Source organism: Alteromonas sp. BZK5, from assembly GCF_014349115.1.
Taxonomy (GTDB): domain Bacteria; phylum Pseudomonadota; class Gammaproteobacteria; order Enterobacterales; family Alteromonadaceae; genus Alteromonas; species Alteromonas macleodii.
In genome coordinates this window covers 1-6,458 of the sequence record NZ_JACSOE010000132.1, presented here as the reverse complement: position 1 = coordinate 6,458, position 6,458 = coordinate 1, and the positions used below count along the sequence as shown (strand labels likewise).

The window sequence follows — 6,458 nt, the reverse complement described above, 5'->3', positions numbered from 1 at the left end:
TTCTGTGTTGGTTTTTTTTGGCGAAAGATCTGATCACCAAATGCCATGAATGTTCCCTAACTCTTTGACTTTATTTTACTATTCGTGGGGATAGCTCAGATTTCAATACCTGTTACAGGTTGCAACGTGCCAGATAGCTACCTTTGTTTTAATCAGTTACTTGAAAGTGCTGCTGATAAAGAAAATGAAGATCTAATTATTAGCGATCGCGATCCTCTACAAATTTTATACACCAGCGGCACAACATCTAAACCTAAAGGTGTAGAAACTTCTCATCTTGCCCTATTTATCAATAGCCTATCAGCAGCTATTGAGCTAGGCATAAAAAAAGAAGGTATAGGTACATCGGTTATGCCAATGTTTCATTGTGCACAACACCTAATTTCAACCTCAGTATTGCATATGAGTGGTACGGTTCTTATATTTAGAACGTTTGAACCAGAGGATTTTGTCAAAATTATTGAAAAAGAAAAAGTTAACTTTATTTTTCTTTTACCTTTAATGTGGAAAGCGCTTCTAGAGGTTCCTAACATAGAAAAATACGACTTCAGTGCATTAGATACTTGTATGTATGCAATGGCACCAATGGATAAACCAAGCTTACTCCGCTTGAAAGCTATTTTTAAATGTCCGTTTATCTTAGGCTCAGGACAAACAGAAATGACCCCCGTTACCACTGTCTTTCATGATAAATGGTCATATAAAGATGGTAATTACTGGGGAGAAGCGTTAACAACAACAGATCAAGCCGTAATGGACGATAATGGCGTAATATTACCCGATGGTGAAATAGGTGAAATCGTATGGCGTTCACCTTCAGCAATGAATAGCTATTATAAAGATCCTGAAGCTACCGCTGAAGTATCTACTTTTGGTTGGCATCACTCGGGGGATCTAGGTTATTTTGATGAAGATCACCAATTAATGTTTGTTGATAGAAAGAAGGACATGATTAAAACAGGCGGTGAAAACGTTGCTTCTGTTAAGGTAGAGAGAGTCATAATGTCACACCCAAGCGTAGCTGGTGTGACCGTTATAGGCTTACCACACCCTCATTGGACAGAAGCCGTAACCGCTATCGTCATCCCAAAACCTAATGTGAATATAACGGAAACTGATATAATAAAAATGTGTAAAAGCGAACTTGCTGGTTACGAGGTTCCTAAACGCATTCTATTTGTAGATGATATTACTAAAACAGCTACAGGAAAGTTTCTTAAAGCTCCTTTACGTGAAAAATATGCAAACCTATATTTATAATGCTGTTACTGAAGGCTTTTTTTTACAATTAAATATTGGATAATTAAAAATAAATCTATTGTGGTTAAGAAATATTGCCGACAGTCTTATAGCAAAGTCAGTTTTTTTCTGGCATATTTTGGCTTTAAACCGCTGTATTGTGATGTGGCAAATATTACTTTACTACTAGGTGGTATTTCTAAACTTAATGAAGTGAAACATTTTCTCTAATTAATCTATGCGCTCTAAAAATTTCAACATCCATCGAAATAGGCTCACCCTTATACAGTCCCAGCCTGGATTCGGAAAAACAGAGCTTTTAGATAAACTTTATCAAGAATCAAAAAATTTAAAAAAGTCTATACTTATATCTATATCTCAATCAGATAACAACCCCATAGCCCTTCTTAAAAAATAGTTATATCCCTTAAAGCTACTAACTTGGATACGAATACATCCTTTATAAATCAGCTTGATAATATCTCTTTGCCATCATTAGAGCCTATTATTAATTCAATGCTAGATTCATGTTTTATTAGTGAAATTAATTATATTTTTGTGGATGATGTTGATCTACTAATAGATAAGTCTTCTAATAAAATCATAAGTAGTTTATTACAGTCGCCGTAGATTTGGTTTATTTAAATTGGAATATAATCGAATTAAATCAAGTTTTTACGGCGACTTCTAAACTTGTTTAATCTAGCTTTCCATATTACGTGGAGACGATACTTTCCATGTGGCGTCTCATTTATTTCAGATTAATCGTGGATCAGCTTAAAATGGGAGCGCGCCACCGCGATGGCTTTATTTGGATCATCCTGCCAGGCAGTGATCTGCACATTAGCAATCCTCTTACCTAATTTGACGATATCACAACGCGCGTAGGTTTCTTGGGCGCGGCCCGAGAGCATGTAGTCGATATTAAAGTCAATCACTTTGGGCACGCTGGTGGACTCCATTGCCCACATTAAACTTACGATAGCTGCATTCTCCATAAAACCCGCAATCACACCACCATGAATAGCAGGCAGCGCAGTATTACCTACGTTTTTTTCATCAAATGGCATACGGAATACTAGAGAGCCATCTTCATTTTCAGAGAAGCGCACACCGAGAAAATTCGCATAAGGGATCATCTCAATGGCTTTATCAAACTCTTTGGTTTCACGTATTGATTTGAAGAAATCATTTTTCTCTGACATTACTTAACTACCCCTTGCATTTTACTACTGGACGCGCGCATAAAAGTTGCCACGCAGGACGCAACGGGGTCATTAATATCTGTTTGGTAAGCCACACCACGAATAAAGGCCACCGTATTGGTCAATTTATAACACTCCGCAGCCGCTTCAATGCCCTGCCCTGCCAACGCAGGTTTGAGAAAATCAACACGCAAATCCAAGGTGGCAATGGATTCCATCGCAGGCAAAGCACAAAACGTGGCCATACCACCAACACTGTCCATTAAAGACAGAATAACACCACCATGGATGATCCCGTTGGCGAGATCACCCACCAAGCTTTCTGCAAAGGGAATTCGAAATATGGCTCTGTTTCTTTCCAAAGAGACTGTTTCCATGCCTAGCTGCTTCGAGTGTGGGATATTCCCGAAAAACCCCTTTTTTGAAAGAACTGAAAATTGAGGGTCGTCAATTAGATAGGTACGCTCTTTTTTTTCTGACATACTATTTCCTCGTGCCATTTAATATTTAGGGGAGTAAAATTCTGTAATCATAGGCATTCCGTTAAACATAATCAACAACGTGACGACACCAAGGCGTGACTAAACTGTAAAATAAAAGTGGGCAGTAATCAATATAACCAAATTTGGGCATAAACATTGATTCTTAGCGCACATTTATTTACTTAGACATATATGGGGCTCTCGTGCTGTCAACGGCAAGGCCAAATATCCCCTCTCAGAGCAAAATTATCATTGTATTAACAAGTTCGAATATGACTGCCCAATGCCACTATCTAGTTGTATTGGTAGTTGAGTCTGAACGGCTGTGACTTATCGTATGTTGATGAGGTGATGTAAATCGCTGACAACCAGTAGTGAGACAATTTTGTTACGCCAAAATGCTTGTCTAGACGAAATGTTGAAGGATAGAGAACATAAACCTATTACCCCACAATATAAAGACAGTAAAGCCGCAGGGCATTAAAGCTACACTGTTATAAACGATAAGATATTGGCGCAAATTGCTAATGCAATGCAGTTGTTTAAATTGAATAATAAAAAAATGCTTATCTTGGAAAACTTATAATATGCACGTACTTCAAACCATAAATGACGTTAAAGAATGTTTCGAATTACAAAAATGTTATTTTTCATCCGAACCTTATCGGAGCTATGATGATCGTGTTAAAGATCTGAAAAAACTCAAGAGGCTCCTGCTTGATAATCAAGATGATTTCGTTGAGGCCTTAAATAAAGATTTTGGTAGTAGAAGTGCTGATGACACAAAGATAGGCGATATTATCACTACTATTTCAGGTATTAATTACACCATTAAAAACTTGAAATCATGGATGAAACCTAAAAAACGTAAAGTAGACTTGTTATTTCAACCCGCTAAAGCATCTATTTTGTTTCAACCTCTTGGTGTGGTTGGTGTAGTAGTACCATGGAATTACCCTGTATTTTTATCTTTAGGTCCTTTAGCTACGGCATTGGCAGCGGGTAATTGTGTTATGTTAAAAATGTCGGAGTTTACGCCTGTAACAGCAACGCTATTAGCCGGTTTACTTCATAAAGTCTTTAAGCAAAAACAAGTTGCTATTATTGGAGGTGAGGTTGAAATAGCTACGGCATTCACTTCGTTAGCATTTGATCATTTGTTTTTTACTGGCTCAACCAATGTCGGTAAAATTGTTATGCAAGCAGCCGCTAAAAACCTTGTACCGGTTACTTTAGAATTAGGCGGAAAATCTCCTGCAATTATTGATGGTATAATAGACATTAAACTTGCTGTTTCGCGTTTTATTTTAGGTAAAGTTCTTAACTCAGGTCAAACATGTGTAGCGCCTGATTATATTTTTTGTCCTGAAGATAAAGTCACAGTGTTAGTTGAAGAACTACAGAAAATTTATAGTAAAATGTATCCTAAAATCACTAATAATAAAGATTGTACCAGTATTATTAATGATGCCCAATTTGAACGATTAAATGGTTTGTTAGACGATGCGAGAAGTCATGGAGCAAATATAACTCCGCTCACTGCAGAACCTATCAACAAGACAGAAAGAAAAATGCCTTTAACCGTGCTAACTGATGTCAACGATGATATGAAAGTGATGCAACAAGAAATTTTTGGCCCTATCATCCCTATAATTACCTACAAAAATACCGCAGAAGCTATTCACTATATAAATAAAAATGACAGACCGTTAGCATTATATATTTATAGTTTTGATAAAGCATTCCAGCAAGAAATTTTATTGAACACTCATGCTGGTGGGGTCTGTATTAATGAAGCTACTTTTCATGTGGCCAATGATGATTTGCCTTTTGGCGGCATTGGAGCTTCGGGTATGGGCCAATACCATGGGGAAGAGGGTTTTAAAACATTCTCTCACGGCAAGTCAATTTTAAAGAAAGGGCGTATTAGTTTCGCCCACCTCTTGTTTCCTCCATTTGGCGGATTTATGCATAAATTGGTTTATAAATTATTTATTCGCTAGGCCGTGCATCTTAAATTGTTGTTGGATTCATTAAGTTAATCCTCAAGTCTATTTATTGTTCTGGCTTAACCCAAAAAAACATCATTCAATATGATGCTTTTGGGGATACTAATAATCAGTGATTAATGAACATAGCCCGCTTGGCAGGAACAAAATCAAAAAAATATCCTTTTTAAATAACAAACAGGAAAAAACATGAATCAAACCTTACTTGCGTTAACGGGCTTTGCTGGCTGGACATTAGTTCTTAGCTTCATACTCTTAAATATGAGAGCTTATTATACTTTTTTGAGTAGCAATAAAGTTGCCCTTAATAACTTTCATCCTGATGGCAGTAATACTCCTGGCTTTGGTCAAAGGCTTACAAGAGCCCAATTAAACTGTCTTGAGATGCTGCCAGTGTTCTGTGCTTTAGTCATTGTGGCGGCACTTTCTAAACAACTAGATATGATGAATTCAACTGTTATCTACCTACTTTATGCCCGTATAGCTCAATCAGTAATCCATATGATTTCAACTAATATTATCGCGGTTATCTTACGTGCTAGTTTTTGGAGTATACAATTAGCATTATTATTATTCTATTCCTATCAACTACTTGTAAATTTTTTTATAACGTAAATACAATATTTGGCTTTTATGCAAAATTTACTCATAAATAACTAGAATACTTAAACCTAAAAATAAGAGGTTGCTATGCACTTTTATCAAGCTTTACAACGAAATGCTACTATTTTACCTAACACTATTGGAACATCTTTCGCTGACAGGGAGCACACCTGGAATGAAGTTAACAACAGAGTAGCGAAATCAGCAAGTGGGCTAGCCGCCATCGGAGCAGGCAAAGGCATTCATATTGCAATTTTAGCTTTAAATTCAGATAAATATTTTGAGTGTTTAAATGCTATCCCTTGGTCTGGCAGCGTTATGGTGCCATTAAATATTCGGTGGTCTGTCAAAGAAAACCTTTATTCATTAAATGATTCGGAATGTAGCATTTTGTTTTTTGATGATGCTTTTATCGACACAGCTAAAGAGTTGAAGCTGAAATGTGACAATATCAAGCATATGATTTATATAGGTGAAAACTCGGCACCTGAAGGTACTGACGTGGTCAACCAAATTCACACAACCCAGTTAAGCCGCTTTTCCTAAGTTAGCCATGTCAGCTTCATATTGGTTTGGACTTTTGTAATCCAGATATGAGTGCATTCTTTGGCTGTTATAAAACATAGTAATATATTGCAGGATATCCTGCTGAGCAGCATGACGGCTCTGGTAATGACGCCATTGCACTCGCTCTTGTTTTAATGTGCCGAAGAAGCTCTCTACAACGGCATTGTCCCAACAATCACCTTTCCTACTCATGCTACCTGTTACCTTGTACTGCGCCAGTAGCTGTCTAAATTGTCGGCTGGCATATTGCGAACCACGATCCGAATGATGTATCAGGCCAGCCTTGGGCTTACGTTGCCATAAAGCCATTGTTAAGGCATCACACACAAGCTGGGCACTCATCCGAGAAGACA

The 6,458-nt window shown here is 37.3% G+C and carries 7 protein-coding genes; 4 read left to right on the top strand and 3 right to left on the bottom strand.

Annotated elements, in window-relative coordinates; all coding sequences use genetic code 11:
- Positions 1-126 precede the first annotated feature (126 nt).
- A complete protein-coding gene (locus BIZ39_RS22560; protein WP_187447830.1) occupies positions 127-1,260 on the top strand; it encodes an AMP-binding protein in 1,134 nt (377 codons plus the stop codon).
- Between the two features lie 740 nt (positions 1,261-2,000).
- Here the strand turns inward: BIZ39_RS22560 and BIZ39_RS19830 are convergent.
- A complete protein-coding gene (locus tag BIZ39_RS19830) occupies positions 2,001-2,444 on the bottom strand; it encodes a PaaI family thioesterase (protein WP_187447829.1) in 444 nt (147 codons plus the stop codon).
- Positions 2,444-2,926 (bottom strand): PaaI family thioesterase, encoded by a 483-nt coding sequence (locus BIZ39_RS19825; RefSeq protein WP_187447828.1) that lies wholly within the window; start codon positions 2,924-2,926, stop codon positions 2,444-2,446. The genes BIZ39_RS19830 and BIZ39_RS19825 overlap by 1 nt, the downstream gene beginning before the upstream one ends.
- Before the next feature lie 587 nt (positions 2,927-3,513).
- Between BIZ39_RS19825 and BIZ39_RS19820 the strand changes: the two genes are divergently transcribed.
- The 3 genes from BIZ39_RS19820 to BIZ39_RS19810 all read left to right on the top strand — a co-directional run bounded on the left by BIZ39_RS19820 (position 3,514) and on the right by BIZ39_RS19810 (position 6,084).
- On the top strand, positions 3,514-4,929 hold the full coding sequence (locus BIZ39_RS19820; protein ID WP_187447827.1) for a coniferyl aldehyde dehydrogenase: 1,416 nt from the start codon (positions 3,514-3,516) through the stop codon (positions 4,927-4,929).
- Positions 4,930-5,124: 195 nt separating this feature from the next.
- The gene (locus BIZ39_RS19815; protein ID WP_187447826.1) at positions 5,125-5,550 is read left to right on the top strand and encodes an MAPEG family protein; all 426 of its coding nucleotides are present in this window, start codon (positions 5,125-5,127) and stop codon (positions 5,548-5,550) included.
- 75 nt (positions 5,551-5,625) lie between these two features.
- Positions 5,626-6,084, top strand: a complete 459-nt coding sequence (locus tag BIZ39_RS19810; protein WP_187447825.1) for an AMP-binding protein — start codon at positions 5,626-5,628, stop codon at positions 6,082-6,084.
- Here the strand turns inward: BIZ39_RS19810 and BIZ39_RS19805 are convergent.
- A partial coding sequence (locus BIZ39_RS19805) for an IS3 family transposase (protein WP_187447824.1) occupies positions 6,067-6,458 on the bottom strand: 392 nt, incomplete at its 5' end. The genes BIZ39_RS19810 and BIZ39_RS19805 overlap by 18 nt on opposite strands.

Bases quoted from the DNA above. Each gene is read 5' to 3' on its own strand.
- BIZ39_RS19830 (WP_187447829.1), bottom strand. From the start codon at position 2,444: ATGTCAGAGAAAAATGATTTCTTCAAATCAATACGTGAAACCAAAGAG.
- BIZ39_RS19825 (WP_187447828.1), bottom strand. From the start codon at position 2,926: ATGTCAGAAAAAAAAGAGCGTACCTATCTAATTGACGACCCTCAATTT.
- BIZ39_RS19810 (WP_187447825.1), top strand. From the start codon at position 5,626: ATGCACTTTTATCAAGCTTTACAACGAAATGCTACTATTTTACCTAAC.
- BIZ39_RS19820 (WP_187447827.1), top strand. From the start codon at position 3,514: ATGCACGTACTTCAAACCATAAATGACGTTAAAGAATGTTTCGAATTA.
- BIZ39_RS19815 (WP_187447826.1), top strand. From the start codon at position 5,125: ATGAATCAAACCTTACTTGCGTTAACGGGCTTTGCTGGCTGGACATTA.